We start from the raw sequence: 16,365 nt of genomic DNA, 5'->3' as shown, positions 1-16,365 counted from the left end.
TTACCCCCTACTTGATCTTGTCGTCCAGATCTTCCGTATACCCCAGCAGGGTATGCGGCGGCGGGGCCTCCTTCTGGTACTTGCTCGGGGTAACCGCTTCGGTCTGATGCAGGCTCTTCCACAGGCCGAACACCATGATCAGCATGATGACCGAGAACGGCAGCCCGACACTGATCGCGGCCGCCTGCAACGCGGCCAGACCGCCCGCCAACAGCAGGATGGACGCGACCACCCCCTCGAGGATGGCCCAGTACACGCGCTGGGTGACGGTCGGGTTGCGCACGTCACCGGAGGCCAGGGTGTCGATCACCAGCGAGCCGGAGTCCGAGGAGGTCACGAAGAAGGTGACGATCAGCACCGTCGCCGCCGCCATCACGGCCACGGACAGCCAATCCCACAGCGGCATGGCCTGGAGGGTCACGAACAGCGCGGTGGACATGTTCTCCGACACGGCGCCAGTCAGGTCGACCACACCCTCGAGCTCGTAGCTCATCGCAGTGCCGCCGAACACGGCCAGCCAGACGAAGGCCGCGGCGGTCGGGGCCAGCAGCACGCCGGCGACGAACTCGCGAATGGTGCGGCCACGCGAGACCCGCGCAATGAACATACCGACATACGGGGCCCAGGAGATCCACCAGCCCCAGTAGAAGATGGTCCAGGAGGTCGCCCAGCCGGAATCCTCGATCGTGTCGGACCACAGGCTCATCTCGGGCAGGAACTGAACGTAGACGCCGGTGCTCTCCACCAGGAGGCGCAGGATGAACAGGGTCGGGCCCATGACCAGCAGCAGCGCGATCAGGATCACCGCCAGACCGATATTGAAGTTCGACAGGCGCTTGATGCCCTTGTCGACGCCCAGCGCGACCGACCCGACGGCGATCAGGGTAATGATCGCGACCAGCACGATCTGCATGGAGGTGGATTCCTCGATCCCGAACACGAAGTTCAGGCCCGAGTTGATCTGCATGACGCCCAGGCCCAGCGAGGTCGCCACGCCAAACATGGTGCCGAACAGCGCCACCACGTCCACCAGATGCCCCCAGGGGCCATAGATCCGGTCACCGATGAAGGGGTACAGCGAGGAACGGATCAGCAGCGGGAGATTGTGGCGGTAGGCGTAATACGCCAGCGACAGGCCGACGACAATATAGATCGCCCAGGCATGCAGCCCCCAGTGGAAGAAGGTATAGCGCATCGCCTCGACAGCCGCCGCGCCGGTCTCGCCCTCGACGTGCGGTGGACTGAGGTAGTGGTACATCGGCTCGGCGATGCTCCAGAACAGCAGCCCGATCCCCATACCCGCGGAGAACAGCATCGCGAACCACGCGGTGTAGCTAAAGCGCGGGGCCTCGAACTGATCACCCAGGCGCACCCCACCGTAACGGCTGAACATCAGGTACAGGGAGAAGACCAGGAACACGGTGACGACCAGCATGTAGTACCAGCCGAGATACTCCCCGATGCCGCTTTGCAGCTGGGCAAAGACCGCTTCGGCGGTGTCCGGGAAGATCGCCCCGAACAGCACGAACAGTGCGATCACGATGCTGGCGGTGTAGAAGACCGGGCTGCAGATCACGCCAAAGCCGCCGAGGCGGGTTTGCGTCAGACCGGGGGTGGACTGCTCATCCATTCGGTTTCCCCTTGTATTCTTGTGGCGAACGCGGGCCGGCGCGGGCTTGCTCCGAACGTGCTCCGGGAGCCGCACAGGATCACGCCCGTTGGGCGTTGCCGCAGTAGGTGGGACAAAGCCACCGTAGCGAAAGACTACTCCGACTGCAAAAACGTGAAGGGCTTCGCACCCGGCGTCATATCCTGCGCCATATCCGGGGCCATATTACGCCGCCTCGGCGACTGGAGCACGGGCCAGCAACAGGGCGCGGGCCTGCCCGCCCTGACGCTCGCGCTCGATCTCCCAGCCACCCGCAGCGAGGAACTCGAGGTCCGCCTCGGACTCGATTTCCACGTAGATCCGGCTGTCCGCGTGCAGCCAGTCGTGCGCGCGAAGGGCCTCCAGCACCGGCGCCACCCGGCCCTGGCCGAATGGCGGATCCACCAGCACCAGATCGAAGGGCAACCCGTCGGGCGGTTCCCCGGCCAGCAGGCGCAGGGCGTCATCCCGGCGCACGCTCACCTGCTCGGCCCCCAGGGTCTCGCAGTTGGCCTGAAGCTGGGCCGCGGCACGGGCATCGCGCTCGACCAGCAGTACCGAGTCCGCCCCGCGCGAGGCCGCCTCCAGCCCCAACGCCCCGGTGCCGGCGAACAGGTCGAGCACGCGCGCGCCCGGGAGTCGCGGCTGCAGCCAGTTGAACAGGGTCTCGCGCAGGGCGTCCGCGGTCGGGCGCAACCCGCCGACCCCGAGCACCGGCAACCAGCGGCGCCGCCAGGCCCCGCCGATGATGCGGATGCGCGCGGGGCGTCCGGCGGGGGCGCGCCTACTCCTGGCCACCCACGATCACCGTGACCATCGCTTCCGGGTTGATGCGCTCGCGCAACCGCGCGTTCAGGTGATCCAGCTCGACCGCCTCCATGCGTTCGATGTAGCGCTCCAGATAATCCAGCGGCAGATCATAGAAGGCGATCATACCGAGCAGACCGACGATGTCGCTGTTCGAGGCCAACGACAGCGGGAAGCTGTTGACCACGTTCTCGCGCGAGGCCTCCAGCTCGTCGGCATCGATACCCTCGGCATGCCAGCGCTCGAGTTCCTCGCGCAGCGCGGTCACCGCCTCGTCCGCCTGATCGACCCCGGTCTGCATCCCGATACGGAAGGGACCCTCGACCGCCATGGGCTGAAAGCGGCTGCTGATCGAATAGGCCAGTCCGCGCGCGCTGCGAATCTCCAGGAACAGGCGCGAGATAAAGCCGCCCCCGCCGAAGGCATGGTTGGCCAGGGTCAGGGCATAGTGGTCATCCTCGCCGCGGCGCAGGGTCGGGGCCCCCATGTGGATATGGGCCTGCTCGGAAGGGAAGTCGATACGTTCCTCGACCGGGTCCTCGCGCGGCTCCACCGCGGGCAGCGGTTCCACCGCAGGCCCCTGCGGCAGGGCGGCGGAGATGCGTGCCGCCGCAGCCTCGGCCTCACTGCGGCTCAGCCCGCCCGTGATCGCCAGGGCGCCGTTGGCCGTGGTGTAGTGGCGCTCGTAGAACGCGCGGGCATCCGCGGGCTGCAACGCCTCCAGGGTCTCGCGCTCGCCGCCCGGCCAGTTGGCGTAGGGGTGATCGCCATACATCAGCTCGTAGAAACGCCGGGTGGCAACGCTCCCGGGATCCTGGCGCTCGCGCTGCAGCCCCTGCAGGGCCTGGCGCCGGGCTCGATCGAAATCGGCCTCCGGGAAGGCGGGCTCGGCCAGGACTGCGGACATAGTCTCCAGCGCCGCGTCCATCCAGTCCGGCTCGGTCAGGCTACGCAGGCTGACGATGGCCATGTCGCGCAGTGCCGTGGTGCTGAACTGCGCGCCCACCGACTCGAAACCCTCGGCCAGCGCGTCCGCATCCATCTCCGCCGTGCCATGCTGCAGGGCGCTGCTGGTCAACGAGGCCAGGCCATTCTGGTCGCCGTCGCGCGAGGCCCCGCCGTCGAAGGTAAGGCGCAGGTCGACCATCGGCAAATCCGGCGCCGCCACATACAGCACGCGCAGCCCCTCGTCGGTCTCCCACTCCTCGATCTCCACTGCCTGGACCGGCAGCGCCAGCGCCAGCAGCCCGACCAGGGCTACCAGGAATCCCGTTCGCATCATGTTGCCTCCCGTCATTACATGCCCCCCGCGGTATCGCCATAGGGCTCTACCGCACCCGGATCGGGCGGGTCGTCACCATCCAGGGGCTGCGGATCGAGAATGCCGACCGTGCGTCGTTCCGGCACCAGGTACTCGCGCACCACGCGCTGCACATCCTCGGCAGTCACCGCACGCACGCGCTCGACGAAGCGATCGCCTTCCTGCCAGCCGACGCCGATGATCTGCAGCATGCCCAGCTGGAAGGCCTGGGAGCGCACCGAGTCACGCTGATACACCTCGGAGGCGATCACCCGCGCCTGCACCCGTTCCAGTTCGCTGTCGCTGACCGGCTCGTCCTTCAGCCGCTCCACCTGCTCCAGCAGGGCCGCCTCCAGCGTCTCCACATCCGTGGCAGCCGTGGGCACCGCCGCAATCATGAACAGGTCATCCAGCCGGCTGAACGGGCTGTAGCGGGCCGAGGTCGCGCCGGCCAGTTCTTCGCCCCGTACGATCTCGCGGGCAAAGCGCGAGGCCTCACCGGAATCCAGGATCCCGGCCGCCACCATCAGTGCGTAGACATCCACCGGGTCGTCCACGGTATTCAGAACCGGCGCCTTCCAGCCCATCAGCAGGTAGGGTAGCTCTGCGGGGGCCTCGACGATGATGCGGCGTTCGCCCTTTTGCGGCGTCTCGGCGCGCGGCTTCGTCTCCGGGAGATCACCCGCCGGGATGTCCCCAAAATGCTCCCGGGCCGCCTCGATGACCCGCTCGGCATCGACATCGCCGACCACCACGACCACCGCGTTGTTCGGGTGGTAATAGCGGTCATACCACGCCTGATTGTCTTCCAGGGTGTAGGCCTCGATATCGCTCATCCAGCCGATCACCGGATTGCCATACGGATGATTGAGGAAAGCGGTGGCCATCAACTGCTCGCGCACCAGAGAGTTGGGCTGGTCCTCCACGCGCAGACGGCGCTCTTCCTTTACAACGTTCAATTCCGGACGGAACTCGTCTTCCTGCAGCTTCAGGTGCTGCATGCGCTCCGCCTCCATCGCCATCATGGTCTCCCAGTGATCACGCCCGATGATCTGGAAATAACCCGTGTAGTCACGGCCGGTAAAGGCATTCTCGCGCCCGCCCAGACGCGAAACGATGCGCGAAAACTCGCCGGGCTCATACTGCTCGGTCCCGCGAAACATCATGTGCTCCAGCATGTGCGAGATGCCGGTCACGCCGCTGTGCTCGTCGGCCGACCCGACCCGGTACCAGACCATGTTGGCCACCACCGGGGCACGCCGGTCCTCCAGCACCAGGACCGTCAGGCCGTTGTCCAGCGTAGTTTCGACCACCTTCGATTCGATCTCGGGCGTCGCGGCCAGGACCCCGACGGGCCAGGCAAAGACAAACGCCGTAACGAGCACTGTGACCAGGTTTTTACCGCGCATGATTCATGAATCCTCGTGCTAGCATTGGCGAACTCTCTACTTGACCACATCGAGCATGTTCGGTTTCCGCAAAAAGAAGTCCGAAGACCCGGCCACCCCCGACGCGGAGGCACCTGGCAGCGAGCCGGAGAAGCCCGCCCGCGGCGGCTGGTTCCAGCGCCTGCGCAAGGGCCTGGCCAAGACCGGGCAGGTCCTGGGCGGCGACCTGGGGTCGCTGCTCCGGCGCAAGATCGACGACGAACTGTTCGAGGAGCTGGAAGAACGCCTGCTCCTCGCGGACGTGGGCCTGGATGCGACCCAGCGGATCATGGATCGTATCACCCGCGAGGTGAAACGCGGACAACTGGATGATGCCGAGGCCCTGATGGACGCCCTGGAGGCGGCCATGATCGAGATCCTCGAGCCGGTCTCGCGCCCCCTGGAGATCCCGGAGGCCGAACGCCCCTTCTCCATCCTCGTCGTCGGCATCAACGGCGCCGGCAAGACCACCACCATCGGCAAGCTGGCCCACCACCTGCAGGCGGACGATCGCTCCGTGCTGCTGGCGGCCGGCGACACCTTCCGCGCCGCGGCGGTGGAACAACTGCAGACCTGGGGCGAGCGCAATGGCGCTCCGGTGATCGCCCAGGGCACCGGGGCGGATTCCGCCTCGGTGGTCTACGACGGCCTGCAGGCCGCGCAGGCGCGCGGCATCGACGTGATGATTGCCGACACCGCCGGGCGCCTGCACACCCAGACCAACCTGATGGACGAGGTCCGCAAGGTGAAGCGCGTAATGGGCCGGCTGGACGAACACGCCCCGGACGAGGTCCTGCTGGTGGTCGACGGCGGCACCGGCCAGAACGCCCTGAACCAGGCCCGTCAGTTTCACGAGGCCCTGGGCCTGACCGGAATCGTCGTGACCAAGCTGGACGGCACGGCCAAGGGCGGCGTGCTGTTCGCGCTGGCCGAACAGCTGGGCATTCCGGTGCGCTTCATCGGGGTCGGGGAAAAGGCCGAGGATCTACAGGTCTTCGATGCCCGCGCCTTTGTGCGCGCCCTGCTCGGCCGCGATAGCGACTGACGAGCACACCGGATGATTCGTCTGCAACGCGTCACCAAGCGATTCGGCAGCGCGTCCGAGGCGCTCAGTAACGTCAGCCTGCGCGTGGACCCGGGTGCGATGGCCTTCATCACCGGGCCCTCCGGCGCCGGCAAGAGCACCCTGCTGCGCCTGATCGCCGGGCTCGAGCGCCCGACCCGCGGGCGCATCCGGGTCAACGGCCACGACCTCGACCGCCTCTCCAACCGCGCGATTCCCGGGTTTCGCCGCAGTATCGGACTGGTGTTCCAGGATCATCGCCTGCTGTTCGACCGCCCGGTGTTCGACAACGTCGCCCTGCCGCTGGAGATCCTCGCCTACCGCCGCCCGGAGATGCGCAAACGCGTGCGCGCAGCACTCGACAAGGTCGGGCTGCTGCACAAGGAGGGGGTCAACCCGCGCACCCTGTCGGCGGGCGAACAACAACGTGTCGGCATTGCCCGGGCCATCGTCCACCGGCCGGTCCTGCTGCTGGCAGACGAGCCCACCGGCAACCTCGATCCGGCGTTGTCGCGCGAGATCCTGCAACTGTTCGACGACTTCAACCGGGTCGGCATGACCGCCCTGATCGCCAGCCATGACCTCGGCCTGGTCGAACGCATGGGCAAGCCGGTCCTGCACCTGGAAGACGGACGCATCGAGGCGCGCGCGGCTGCGGGGGCCCCGGCATGAAGCCGGGCCGTCGCCTGCAGGACACCGTGCCGGCCTGGCTGGAGGCCCATCGGGATGCCGCCCGGCGCAGCCTGCAGCGCCGCCTGCAGGCCCCGGTTCTGAGCCTGATCAGCATTGCCGTGCTGGGCTTCATCCTCGCCCTGCCGGCCTACCTCTGGGTCCTGCTGGACAACGCCCGCGCCCTGTCCGCCCACGTGGACCACGACCCACGCATCGCCCTCTACCTCGACGGCGTGGAGGCGGCCACGGTCGCGGATCTGGAACGCCACCTGGAGACCGATGCCCGGGTAGAACGCTGGATCTGGATCGATGCCGACGAGGCCCTGGCCCGCTATCGCGAGGGCCTGGCCGACCCGGGCCTGCTGGACTGGCTGGACGAAAACCCGCTGCCGGACGTGGTGGATGTGGTCCCCGCGACCGCGGATCCCGAGACGGTTGCGGCGCTGCGCGAGGCGCTTGCGGCCACCGTGCCGGGTGCGACGGTGGTCAGCGACGACGACTGGGTGCGGCAGTTGAACAGCCTGCACCAGCTGGGGCTGCGCATCCTGTCGGTGGTGGGCGCCCTGCTGGGGCTGGGGGCGTTGCTGATCCTGGCCCTGGCGACTGCCTCGGAGCTGCGCGAACGCCGGGAAGAGATCGCCATCTCGCGGATCAGCGGGGCTACCCACCGGTTCCTGCGTCGACCCTCCCTCTACGGCGGCGTGATGACCGGCCTGGGCGGCGGCATTTTCGCCGGCATCCTGCTGCTCATCGGGATCGGCCTGAGCCGGGCGCCACTGGAACAGGCCGCGGCCGCGTTCGATCTCGAGTTGGGGCTGTCCCTGCCCGGGGCCACCCATCTCCTGGCCCTGCTCCTGGCCGGACTCCTCCTCGGCTGGCTGGGCGCCCGGCTGGGCAGCGGCCATGCCCTGCGGGATGCCCCCTAGGGGCACGCGCCCCGGACGAAACGTCCGGAACCTTTGCAGGGTTTAGCACTCCAATTCACAGACTGCTAATGTAGAGTCATGACTCGGGAGGAAACACCACGCATGAACCAGGCCCTGACCACTCCACGCATCGACATGCCCGTACCGGTGGGCAACCTTGATCACTACATGCAGGCCGTTGGCCGCATCGAGGTGCTGGACGCCGAGCACGAGCGTGAACTGGCCGTGGCGCTGCACGAGCGCCAGGACCTGGATGCGGCACGCCAGCTGATCCTGCACAACCTGCGTTTCGTGATCCACGTTGCGCGCGGCTACAAGGGGTATGGCCTGCCCCTGGGGGATCTGATCCAGGAAGGCAACGTGGGCCTGATGAAGGCCGTCCGCCGTTTCGACCCGAATCAGGGCGTGCGCCTGGTGTCCTTTGCCGTGCACTGGATTCGCGCCGAGATCCACGAGTTCATCCTGCGCAACTGGCGCATCGTGAAGGTCGCGACCACCAAGGCCCAGCGCAAGCTGTTCTTCAACCTGCGCAGTGCCAAGCAGCGTCTCGGCTGGCTGTCCAATGCCGAGGTCTCCGCCGTGGCGCAGGATCTGGGCGTCTCCGAAAAGGACGTCTGGGAGATGGAACGCCGCCTCTCGAGCCAGGATGCGAGTTTCGACCCGGGCCCCGAAGCCGACGATGAATACGGCTACCAGGCCCCGTCGGAACGCCTGAGCCTGGAGGACCTGAGCGACGACCCCGCCAATGTGACCGAGGACGAGGACTGGGACCGTCACTATCAGGAACGCCTTAGCGAGACCCTGGGCGAACTGGACGAGCGTTCGCGCACCATCCTGATGCGCCGCTACATGGCCGATCAGAAGGCGACACTGCACGAGCTGGCCGCGGAGTACGGCGTTTCGGCCGAGCGCATCCGCCAGATCGAGAACAGCGCGATCAAGCGCATCCGGGCCGCCTTCGACGACTGACGCTTTCGCACCCTCGCGAACCAAGGGCCCCGAACGAAAAAGGCCCCGGCATCAAGCCGGGGCCTTTTTGTTGCCGGGTGCAGCGGGACCAAGCCCGGCACCCGGCACGGTTCCATGCCCGATCAGCCGAACAGGATCACCGAGAAGAAGCTAATCCAGGACCAGATAATCAGGCCGACCGTGAACGTCAGCGGAAAGTTGGGGAAAGTAAACCACTCGCGCATCTCGAAGCCCTCGGGAAATTTCAACCAGAATAAGCAAAGGGTAAGCGGGTCCGGAGCGCGGCGCAAGTTCGACCGAGGTCAGCGCTGGGACTTTTGCCGACCCCCACCGGTCGCGTCGGGAGGGGCCTCCTCGCCGGATCCGGTCGGGATACGCGGGTCATCATCGTCCATCAGGATGCGATGCGCCGGGCCCTGAAGATCGTCGTACTGCCCCGAGCGGATGGCCCAGAACAGCACCACGCCCACCACCAGGGCGAACAGCATGGCCAGCGGGATCAGCAGGTAGAGGATTGACATGTTTCCAGTGTACCCAGGCGCGCGAACGGCTTAAACCGGGGGTGGCCGTGACGCCGGATCGCGCACGGACCCCTCTCCGGAAGGCACCGACGACTCGGCGCCTGTGTCCATCACGTCGCGCCCCGGACGCAGGCGCAGCGCATTGCCAACCACCAGCAACGAGCTGAGCGACATGCCCAGCGCCGCCAGCCAGGGAGTCAGCAGCCCCGCCGCGGCTACCGGGAGGGCCACCAGGTTGTAGCCGATTGCCCAGGCGATGTTCTGCCGGATCACCCGCCGCGTGTGGCGCGCCTGGTCCAGCGCCTGCGGCAGGTGTTCCAGGCGATCCGAGAGCAGGACCAGGTCGGCCTGATTCTGCGCCAGCTGGGTGCCGCCGCCCATCGCCAGCGATACATCGGCCCCGGCCAGCACCGGGGCATCGTTGATGCCCTCGCCGGCCATCAGGACCACCCGGCCCTCTGCCTGGCGAGCGTCCACATAGGCGAGCTTCCCCTCCGGGGTCAGGCCACCCTCGGCTTCGGCGATGCCCATTTCCGCCGCGAAGGCCTGCGCGGCCTGCGGGCGGTCCCCGGTCAGCAAGACCACCCGCAAGCCGCGCCCCTGCAGATCGGCGATCACGTTCCGCGCCCCGGGACGCGGAGTGTCGGCCAGCCAGAACAGCGCGACCGGTTGGTCGTCGACCACCAGCCAGACCGGGGTGGCCAGGGGATAGCCCAGGGGTGCCTCCGGGCTGGGCGTATCGCGCTGCGGCAACATCGACGATCCACCAATGGCCACACGGTGGCCCTCTATGTGGCCAACGAGGCCGCGCCCGGGGAGGTTGCGAACCTCGCTGGCGACCACCGATGAGGACGTGGCCGGAGCGACCAGGGCGCGTGCCAGGGGGTGCTCGGAATGGGCCTCGAGCGCGGCGGCCCAGTCCAGCCAGTCAGCCCCCTCGGGCGTGGGCTGCAGCTCGGATTGTGCTACCAGACGCGGCATGCCGACGGTCAGGGTTCCGGTCTTGTCGAGACAGACCATATCGACGCGCGGCAAGGTCTCCAGGGCACTGCCGCGCGTAACCAGCAGACCGAGGCGCGACAACGCGCCGGTGGTGGCTGTCAGCGCGACCGGCGTCGCGAGCGCCAGGGCACAGGGGCAGGTGGCGACCAGCATGGCGACCATGACCCAGAGGGCCCGCGTCGGATCGATCCACGCATACCAGACCAGACCCGCCAGCGCCGTCAGGACCAGGACGGCACCCACAAACCAGCCGGTACCGGCCTCGGCGATCCGGGCCATCCGCGGCTTCTCGGTCTGGGCGCGATCGAGCAGGCGCTGGATCGCCGCCAGGGTCGTCTCGGCGCCGACGCGCTGGACCTCGATGGCGAGTGGGCCATCGACGTTCACGGTCCCGCCGGTCACGGGATCCCCGACGCGCACCGCGTGCGGCTCGGGCTCGCCGGTCAACAGGGCACGATTGACTGTCGACTCACCCTCGCACACCACGCCGTCCGTGGGGATGGTCTCGCCCGGGCGCACACGTACCCGATCCCCCGGCACCAGCTCGCCGACCGGGACCGCCTCGACGCGCCCCGCTGCATCCAGACGGTTGGCGATGGCGGGAACCAGGCGATCCAGGCGGTCAATGGCATGGCTGGCGTGCTGGCGCGCGATCAGCTCCAGATAGCGGCTGGTGAGCAGGAAGAAGACGAACATCACGACCGACTCGAAATAGACGTGCTCGCCGGTCCCGAGAATGACCGCGTACAGGCTGGCCAGGTAGGTCACGATGATCGCCAGACTCACGGGCACGTCCATCCCCAGCTGGCGATGACGCAGGTCGCGCCAGGCGCTTTGATAGAACGGGATCGCGGAATACAGGACGACCGGTGTGGTCAGCGCCGCCGCCACCCAGCGCATGAACTGGAGCAGGTCTTCGTGCTCGGTGTCCTCGGCGCCCAGCCAGAGCGCCACGGCCAGCATCATCACCTGCATCATCCCCAGGGCGGCAACGGCGATCCGGCGCAAGGCGAGGCCCCGTTCGCGGGCGATCGCCTGCTCGCGGGTTCCGGGGTCGTAGGGATGGGCGTGGTACCCGATGTCGCGGATCGCCTTGAGGATATCCGACAGGGCAATGCGCGCGGGGTCCCAGACGACCTGCGCGCGATGGGTGGAGTAATTCACGCGAAAGCTCTCCACGCCCGGAAGGGCCTGGACATGACGCTCGTTCAGCCATACGCAGGCCGCACAGGTGATGCCCTCGAGCATCAGGGCGGCCTCACGGCGGTCGCCCTCTGCGCCGGCGGGCGCGACGAACTGTTGCTGGACGCCGGGGTGATCGAACAGTTCGAGCTCGCGGAGCTCGTCGGGGATCAGGGGGCTGCCGGTGTCCGCCGGGGGGGCATCACGGTGATGGTAATAGGCCCCCAGGCCACGCTCGATGATCGCGCCGGCCACGGCCTGGCAGCCGGGGCAGCAGGTAGGTTCCACGCGGCCCTCGAACGTCACCGGGTAGCAGGCGCCTACCGGCACCTCCAGGCCGCAGTGGAAACAACGGGCCTCGGCCTCGGGCGTTGCCGGGCCCTGCGAGTCGGACGCGAGCGCCACGGCGGGAGCGCGGTGGGCTAACCGGGCTGGGCGCTACGCACGCGGGTGCGTGCCTGTTGCTCCAGAAGCTGCCCATCGTGCTGGACCTGGAAGCGCAGATCCCAGCGCCCCGGTGCCGGCAGCGCCACTTCGACCTGATACATGCCCTCGCCCATCGCCTGCATCTCGAAGCCCTGGTCGCGACGTTCGTCGGCCAGCCACATGAAAAGGCCGCGGATGCTGGCATCGTCGATCGGCTCGCCGTCCGCATCCCGCACCTCGACCTGCAGGGTGGCGGTCTCGCCCTCGGTGGGTCGGTCAACCCAGCCCTGTCGCACCTGCCAGCCCTTCTGTCGCTGTTCCTGCAGCTCCGAGACGCGGTGCACGGCGAGCGCCTGCTTGCGGCTCTCCATGCCGGCCACCGTGCCTGGGAAGGCGGAGGTCACCCGCTCGGCCCGGTTCTCCGGCTCCGGCAGGATCGAGCCGATGAACTGCTGCGGCATCCCGTTATGGGCGAGTGTGATCAGGACTGCCTGCACCGAGGCGACCATGGTGAAGAACCCCACCAATACCAACGGGGCCCAGTGCAGACGCCCAATCTTGGCCTTGCCACCACTTTCGACCTCGGCCTCCTTCTGGGTGAACACGATCCCCAGGCCGTAAGGCACGATGATGTAGAGCGCCAGATGAATGGCGAAGACGTCGGCCCCCTGCCAGGTCAGGATCGAATAGGGGATAAACACGAACAGCATGAGCGCGACGACCACGGCCGAGGTGCTGTAGGCCTTGAACCGCGTGAAGCGGTAGATCAGGGCGAACAGGATGGCCAGTGCCGCACTGCCGATGCCGAGGGTAATGACGAGATTGCTCATATGCTTTTCTTCGTTTCCTGCGTGAACGCAAGCTAGGCGCTTGCGGTGTGCCGCGCGAGTTCCGGCAGCTCGGTTACTGTTTCTTCGCCGGTGGCTGGCGGCAACGCTTGCTAGCGGTGACTGAACTGCGAAGTCACCTCGAGCGGTTCGATATGGCCGTCGCGGTCGGTGATCACGAAGCGGAAAGGCTGCGGCGAGGGAGTACCGGCGGGCACGTCGTGGCGCACACGCGCCACGACGGTCAGCCGCTCACCGGGCTCCAGACGGATGCGTTCCACCTGGCCCAGATCCAGTTCGGCGCCCTCCAGCCCCGCCAGGCCGATCTCGAAGTCCAGCTCCCGATCGGCGGTGTTGTTCAGGCGGATCTCGTAGCCGTTCTGGGTGCGACCATCGGACATCTGGACGTAGAGCGGCTGGCGCACCTGGTTGACGTTGGCGTCCACCGGCGGGCGCCCGAGAATACTGCCGACCAGCGCCACGATCACGATCAGCACGGCGGCCCCGTAGCCAAGGGTCTTGCCGCGCAGGACATGGGTCTTCCCGCCCTCCTGCTCGCGCTCGGAGGTATAGGCGATCAGGCCGCGGGGCCAGCCCTGCTTGTCCATAATGGTGTCGCAGGCATCAATACAAAGTGCGCAGTGGATGCACTGGAACTGCAGCCCGTCGCGGATATCGATGCCCGTCGGGCACACCTGAACGCAATAGCCGCAGTCGATGCAGTCACCCACCCCGGCGGCCTGGCGTTCCTCGCGGGTCTTCAGACCGGCCTTGACCTTGGAGCGCCCGGCGGTACCTTCCCCGCGCGCCTCTTCATACGACACGATCATGGTGTCGCGGTCGAACATCACGCTCTGGAATCGGGCGTAGGGGCACATGAAGGTGCAGACCTGTTCGCGCGCCAATCCGGCAAAGGTGTAGGTCGTCGCCGTCAGGATGCCCGCAGTCAGGTAGGCCGCGTAGACCGCCTGACCCGTAAAGAAGTCGCTCACGATCGAGGGGGCATTCCCCCAGTACAGGATGAAACCGAGGCCGGTGGCAAAGGCCACGAGCAGCCAGGACAGGTGGGTCAACCCGTACTTGAACAGCTTTTCGCCAGTCCAGGGCTGCTTGGCCAGGCGCAGGCGGGCGGGCCGTTCACCCTGGATCTTGCGCTCCAGCCACATGAAGACGTCGGTCCACAGGGTCTGGAAGCAGAAATAGCCACAGAACACCCGTCCGGCGACGCCCGTGACGAAAAACAGCAGCAAGGCGGCCACGAGCAGGAAGCCGGCCAACCAGAAGATGTCCTGCGGGTAGACGACCAGATCGAAGATGTGAAACTGCCGGCCCGGGATGTCGAACAAGACCGCCTGATTGGGGCCGTATTCGCGCTCCCAGCGGACCCAGGGCAGGCCGAAGAACACACCGTAGGCGAGCAACAGGATGCCGGTCTTCAGATTGCGGAAACGCCCCTTGACCGACCGCGGATGGATCGGGATGCGTGCCTCGTACAACGGCTGGGCCTGGGACATCAAAACCTCCCGGAGTTCAATCCGGCAGAGTGGGGCGGCCGCAAGGCGCGCCCCGGGATCGGGTTCCTTCCAAAAAAGCAGGGGCGCCCTCGGGCGTCAAACAACCCGGCGGGCACCCCTGTAGTTATCGCGGCGAGCGCCCGGCCCCGGGGCTCACCATACGGTCAACAGTTTCGCGCTTACTGCCCGCCACCCAACGAATGCACGTAGGCCGTCAGCATCTTGATCTCCGCATCGGACAGACGATCCCCGAACGCAGGCATCTCGCGCTGGGCGCCGTTGCGAATGAAGTTCGCCACCAGACGCTGACGCTCGCTGTCGCTTTCCGCACCGCGCACGTCCACCAGACCCCAGAGATCATTGGTCAGGTTGGGCGCGCCCTGGGAGGCCAGGCCCTGGGCATCCATGGCGTGGCACTGGAAGCAGCCGCCGTCCGTACCGGTGAAAATGCGTTCGCCGGCGTCCGCTTCTTCTTGGTCGACGCTGTAGTCGTTGAGCGACAGCACGTACGCTGCGACCTGATTCAGCTGGTCGCCGTCGAGGGTGTCGCGGTAGCCCGGCATGTAGCCCAGGCGACCCTGGTGCAGGGTTTCCTCGATCTGCTCCACGGTGCCACCCCACTTCCAGTGGTCGTTGCGCAGGTTCGGGTACTGCCCGACCACGCCGGCACCGCCAACCTGATGGCAGGCGGCACACCAGGTGCCGAAGGAACCCTGGGCGTAGGCGTTGACGAAGCTCATGCTCTCGGCGTCCTGCAGGATGGTTTCGTAATCCTGGGCCGCGACTTGGTCAAGCATCTCGCGCTGACGCACCGCGTAGGTGCCGGTCTGCATGTCCTTGGCCAGCAGCGCACGGGTGTTCCAGTGCATCGTCCGCTCTTCGCCACCCTGCTCGAAGGTGATGGTGTTGAAGCCCTTGGTAAAGCTGTCACCGATCGGCCAGGCCGGGTAGATCAGCCAGTACACCACGGCAAACACGATCGTGGCGTAGAAACCCCACAGCCACCAGCGCGGGAGCGGGTTGTTGTATTCCTGGAGGTTCCCGTCCCAGACGTGCCCAGTGGTCTCGACCTGGTTCGGGTCCTTTTCGCGGTTGTCCTGTGTGCTCATTGCTCGTCACTCTTGGTTTTGTCACGCCGGGCCACGGGCTCCCGATGTGAATCATCGTCATCCAGAGGAATATAGCGATACGTCTCGAACTTCCGGGCCCGCTGACGGTTGGCAAACAGGAAGATCACGACCCCGATAAAGGTACCCATGAAGAGCAACAGGGCGACCATCTTGCTGTTGCCCATGTCCGTGATCCATTCCCACAGTCCCATCATGTTCGCGCCCGCTCCTCCTTACCGGAACTCGGCAAAGTGTCCGTCGTCGTATTCGCTGAAGTCGACCATGGTCCCGAGCACCTGGAGATAGGCGACCATTGCGTCCATCTCGGTGACCGTCCCGGGGTTGCCGTCGAAGTTCCCCGCCTGGGCCTGGCGAACCAGGTTGTCCTCGGCGTCACGGATGTCGAACATCCGGGCGTGCTCTTCGCCGAACCGCTCGACGTTGGCCTCGTATTCCTCTTCGGTGAGCGAGTACGGCACACCGACCCGCTTCAGCGCGACCATCCGGCGGTCGATATCGGAGTAGTCAAGCGGGGTTTCTGCCAGCCAGGGGTAGCCCGGCATGATCGACTCCGGCACCAGCGACTGCGGATCGATCAGGTGCTGAACCTGCCATTCGTTGGAGTACTTGCCGCCAACTCGGGCGAGGTCCGGACCGGTGCGCTTGGAGCCCCACTGGAACGGATGGTCGTACTGCGACTCGGCCGCCAGCGAGTAGTGGCCGTAGCGCAGCATCTCGTCACGGAACGGACGCACCATCTGCGAGTGGCAGGTGTAGCAGCCCTCGCGAACGAAGATGTCGCGACCACGCTGTTCCAGCGGGGTGTAGGGACGCACGCCGTCCACTTCCTCGATCGTGTCGTCGATGTAGAACAACGGCACGATCTCGACCAGGCCGCCGACGCTGATCACCGCAAGGGTGAGGATGATCAGCAGGCCGGCATTGGTTTCAACGCTTTCATGCTTCATGGAT

16 protein-coding genes are annotated in these 16,365 nt (G+C 66.7%); 4 read left to right on the top strand and 12 right to left on the bottom strand.

Features of this window, described 5'->3' with window-relative positions:
• Positions 1–7: 7 nt before the first annotated feature.
• The 4 genes from G335_RS0104090 to G335_RS0104075 all read right to left on the bottom strand — a co-directional run bounded on the left by G335_RS0104090 (position 8) and on the right by G335_RS0104075 (position 5,164).
• Positions 8–1,630, bottom strand: coding sequence for a BCCT family transporter (locus G335_RS0104090; protein WP_018168917.1), 1,623 nt, complete (start codon positions 1,628–1,630; stop codon positions 8–10).
• Between the two features lie 204 nt (positions 1,631–1,834).
• Positions 1,835–2,446 carry a 16S rRNA (guanine(966)-N(2))-methyltransferase RsmD gene (gene rsmD / locus G335_RS0104085; protein WP_018168916.1) on the bottom strand — a complete coding sequence of 204 codons (612 nt, stop codon included), beginning with the start codon at positions 2,444–2,446 and terminating at the stop codon, positions 1,835–1,837.
• The gene (locus tag G335_RS0104080; RefSeq protein ID WP_018175978.1) at positions 2,433–3,737 is read right to left on the bottom strand and encodes a pitrilysin family protein; all 1,305 of its coding nucleotides are present in this window, start codon (positions 3,735–3,737) and stop codon (positions 2,433–2,435) included. Before G335_RS0104080 ends, rsmD begins: the two co-directional genes overlap by 14 nt.
• 14 nt (positions 3,738–3,751) lie before the next feature.
• Positions 3,752–5,164 (bottom strand): pitrilysin family protein, encoded by a 1,413-nt coding sequence (locus G335_RS0104075; protein WP_018168914.1) that lies wholly within the window; start codon positions 5,162–5,164, stop codon positions 3,752–3,754.
• 55 nt (positions 5,165–5,219) lie between these two features.
• Here G335_RS0104075 and ftsY point away from each other — a divergent pair, with 55 nt between their 5' ends.
• The 4 genes from ftsY (at position 5,220) to rpoH (ending at position 8,812) form a co-directional block, all read left to right on the top strand.
• Complete coding sequence (gene ftsY / locus G335_RS0104070; RefSeq protein WP_018168913.1) at positions 5,220–6,227, top strand: signal recognition particle-docking protein FtsY; 1,008 nt, start codon at positions 5,220–5,222, stop codon at positions 6,225–6,227.
• 12 nt (positions 6,228–6,239) lie between these two features.
• Positions 6,240–6,917 (top strand): cell division ATP-binding protein FtsE, encoded by a 678-nt coding sequence (gene ftsE / locus G335_RS0104065; protein ID WP_018145094.1) that lies wholly within the window; start codon positions 6,240–6,242, stop codon positions 6,915–6,917.
• Entirely contained in the window at positions 6,914–7,843 is a 930-nt protein-coding gene (locus G335_RS0104060; protein ID WP_018168912.1) for an ABC transporter permease, read from the top strand. Before ftsE ends, G335_RS0104060 begins: the two co-directional genes overlap by 4 nt.
• 102 nt (positions 7,844–7,945) lie before the next feature.
• Entirely contained in the window at positions 7,946–8,812 is an 867-nt protein-coding gene (rpoH, locus tag G335_RS0104055; protein ID WP_018145092.1) for an RNA polymerase sigma factor RpoH, read from the top strand.
• Positions 8,813–8,934: 122 nt separating this feature from the next.
• Here rpoH and G335_RS14410 read toward each other — a convergent pair whose 3' ends face one another.
• The 8 genes from G335_RS14410 to ccoO form a co-directional block, all read right to left on the bottom strand.
• The gene (locus G335_RS14410; RefSeq protein WP_255349370.1) at positions 8,935–9,060 is read right to left on the bottom strand and encodes a hypothetical protein; all 126 of its coding nucleotides are present in this window, start codon (positions 9,058–9,060) and stop codon (positions 8,935–8,937) included.
• 54 nt (positions 9,061–9,114) lie between these two features.
• The gene (gene ccoS / locus G335_RS0104045; protein WP_018145090.1) at positions 9,115–9,333 is read right to left on the bottom strand and encodes a cbb3-type cytochrome oxidase assembly protein CcoS; all 219 of its coding nucleotides are present in this window, start codon (positions 9,331–9,333) and stop codon (positions 9,115–9,117) included.
• Between the two features lie 30 nt (positions 9,334–9,363).
• Positions 9,364–11,922, bottom strand: coding sequence for a heavy metal translocating P-type ATPase (locus tag G335_RS0104040; protein WP_018168911.1), 2,559 nt, complete (start codon positions 11,920–11,922; stop codon positions 9,364–9,366).
• A gap of 17 nt (positions 11,923–11,939) precedes the next feature.
• Positions 11,940–12,773, bottom strand: coding sequence for a FixH family protein (locus G335_RS0104035; RefSeq protein WP_018168910.1), 834 nt, complete (start codon positions 12,771–12,773; stop codon positions 11,940–11,942).
• 110 nt (positions 12,774–12,883) lie between these two features.
• Positions 12,884–14,284, bottom strand: a complete 1,401-nt coding sequence (gene ccoG / locus G335_RS0104030; protein ID WP_018168909.1) for a cytochrome c oxidase accessory protein CcoG — start codon at positions 14,282–14,284, stop codon at positions 12,884–12,886.
• 179 nt (positions 14,285–14,463) lie between these two features.
• On the bottom strand, positions 14,464–15,393 hold the full coding sequence (ccoP, locus tag G335_RS0104025; protein ID WP_018168908.1) for a cytochrome-c oxidase, cbb3-type subunit III: 930 nt from the start codon (positions 15,391–15,393) through the stop codon (positions 14,464–14,466).
• Positions 15,390–15,608 (bottom strand): cbb3-type cytochrome c oxidase subunit 3, encoded by a 219-nt coding sequence (locus tag G335_RS0104020; protein WP_018145085.1) that lies wholly within the window; start codon positions 15,606–15,608, stop codon positions 15,390–15,392. Before G335_RS0104020 ends, ccoP begins: the two co-directional genes overlap by 4 nt.
• An 18-nt stretch (positions 15,609–15,626) precedes the next feature.
• Positions 15,627–16,361, bottom strand: a complete 735-nt coding sequence (gene ccoO / locus G335_RS0104015) for a cytochrome-c oxidase, cbb3-type subunit II (protein ID WP_018168907.1) — start codon at positions 16,359–16,361, stop codon at positions 15,627–15,629.
• Positions 16,362–16,365 lie beyond the last annotated feature (4 nt).

This window comes from Thioalkalivibrio sp. AKL8, from assembly GCF_000380525.1.
GTDB classification, from domain to species: domain Bacteria; phylum Pseudomonadota; class Gammaproteobacteria; order Ectothiorhodospirales; family Ectothiorhodospiraceae; genus Thioalkalivibrio; species Thioalkalivibrio versutus.
The sequence above is the reverse complement of the archived record's forward strand: the minus strand, read 5'-3'. Positions and strand labels throughout refer to the sequence as shown.

Excerpts from the sequence above, each read along its gene's own strand:
- G335_RS0104090 (WP_018168917.1), bottom strand. The coding sequence starts at position 1,630 with ATGGATGAGCAGTCCACCCCCGGTCTGACGCAAACCCGCCTCGGCGGC.
- G335_RS0104080 (WP_018175978.1), bottom strand. The coding sequence starts at position 3,737 with ATGATGCGAACGGGATTCCTGGTAGCCCTGGTCGGGCTGCTGGCGCTG.
- G335_RS0104075 (WP_018168914.1), bottom strand. The coding sequence starts at position 5,164 with ATGCGCGGTAAAAACCTGGTCACAGTGCTCGTTACGGCGTTTGTCTTT.
- ftsY (WP_018168913.1), top strand. The coding sequence starts at position 5,220 with ATGTTCGGTTTCCGCAAAAAGAAGTCCGAAGACCCGGCCACCCCCGAC.
- ftsE (WP_018145094.1), top strand. The coding sequence starts at position 6,240 with ATGATTCGTCTGCAACGCGTCACCAAGCGATTCGGCAGCGCGTCCGAG.
- G335_RS0104060 (WP_018168912.1), top strand. The coding sequence starts at position 6,914 with ATGAAGCCGGGCCGTCGCCTGCAGGACACCGTGCCGGCCTGGCTGGAG.
- rpoH (WP_018145092.1), top strand. The coding sequence starts at position 7,946 with ATGAACCAGGCCCTGACCACTCCACGCATCGACATGCCCGTACCGGTG.
- ccoS (WP_018145090.1), bottom strand. The coding sequence starts at position 9,333 with ATGTCAATCCTCTACCTGCTGATCCCGCTGGCCATGCTGTTCGCCCTG.
- G335_RS0104035 (WP_018168910.1), bottom strand. The coding sequence starts at position 12,773 with ATGAGCAATCTCGTCATTACCCTCGGCATCGGCAGTGCGGCACTGGCC.
- ccoG (WP_018168909.1), bottom strand. The coding sequence starts at position 14,284 with ATGTCCCAGGCCCAGCCGTTGTACGAGGCACGCATCCCGATCCATCCG.
- ccoP (WP_018168908.1), bottom strand. The coding sequence starts at position 15,393 with ATGAGCACACAGGACAACCGCGAAAAGGACCCGAACCAGGTCGAGACC.
- G335_RS0104020 (WP_018145085.1), bottom strand. The coding sequence starts at position 15,608 with ATGATGGGACTGTGGGAATGGATCACGGACATGGGCAACAGCAAGATG.
- ccoO (WP_018168907.1), bottom strand. The coding sequence starts at position 16,361 with ATGAAGCATGAAAGCGTTGAAACCAATGCCGGCCTGCTGATCATCCTC.